The sequence below is a fragment of the Actinomadura rubrisoli genome, from assembly GCF_004349215.1.
In the GTDB taxonomy this organism is placed as follows: domain Bacteria; phylum Actinomycetota; class Actinomycetes; order Streptosporangiales; family Streptosporangiaceae; genus Spirillospora; species Spirillospora rubrisoli.
The window spans coordinates 1-1117 of record NZ_SMKU01000724.1 but is presented as its reverse complement, the minus strand read 5'-3'; the positions used below and the strand labels follow the sequence as shown (position 1 = coordinate 1117).

The window sequence follows — 1117 nt, the reverse complement described above, 5'->3', positions numbered from 1 at the left end:
GGGGTCGAGGCTGAGAATCTAAGCGCCGGTAAACGGCGGTGGTAACTATAACCATCCTAAGGTAGCGAAATTCCTTGTCGGGTAAGTTCCGACCTGCACGAATGGCGTAACGACTTCCCCGCTGTCTCAACCACAGGCCCGGCGAAATTGCAGTACGAGTAAAGATGCTCGTTTCGCGCAGCAGGACGGAAAGACCCCGGGACCTTCACTATAGCTTGGCATTGGCGCCTGAAGCGTCTTGTGTAGGATAGGTGGGAGACTGTGAAGCCCAGACGCCAGTTTGGGTGGAGTCGTTGGTGAAATACCACTCTGGTCGTTTTGAGCGTCTAACCCGCACCCGTGGATCCGGGTGGGGGACAGTGCCTGGTGGGTAGTTTAACTGGGGCGGTTGCCTCCTAAAGTGTAACGGAGGCGCCCAAAGGTTCCCTCAGCCTGGTTGGCAATCAGGTGGCGAGTGCAAGGGCACAAGGGAGCTTGACTGTGAGACGGACGTGTCGAGCAGGTGCGAAAGCAGGGCCTAGTGATCCGGCACCTACGTGTGGAAGTGGTGTCGCTCAACGGCTAAAAGGTACCCCGGGGATAACAGGCTGATCTTCCCCAAGAGTCCATATCGACGGGATGGTTTGGCACCTCGATGTCGGCTCGTCGCATCCTGGGGCTGGAGTAGGTCCCAAGGGTTGGGCTGTTCGCCCATTAAAGCGGCACGCGAGCTGGGTTTAGAACGTCGCGAGACAGTTCGGTCCCTATCCGCTGCGCGCGTAGGAGAATTGAGAGGGTCTGTCCCTAGTACGAGAGGACCGGGACGGACGAACCTCTGGTGTGCCAGTTGTCCCGCCAGGGGCACGGCTGGTTGGCTACGTTCGGTCGGGATAACCGCTGAAAGCATCTAAGCGGGAAGCCTTCCTCGAGATGAGTTCTCCCTTCCACCTTCGGGTGGGGTAAGGCCCCCGGTAGACGACCGGGTTGATAGGCCGGAGATGGAAGCGCGGTAACGTGTGGAGTCGACCGGTACTAATAGGCCGAGTGGCTTGAACACACTGAACGTTCAAACCGAATCGCTGCACGAATGCGATGTTCGCGTCCCTGTGTGGTTCCCAGGAAACAACCGGGAACCCGC

1 rRNA gene is annotated in these 1117 nt (G+C 58.5%); it reads left to right on the top strand.

What is annotated here, in order from left to right:
* A 23S ribosomal RNA gene (locus E1298_RS47120) occupies nucleotides 1-1036 on the top strand; the annotation flags it as partial.
* Between the last annotated feature and the right edge of the window lie 81 nt (nucleotides 1037-1117).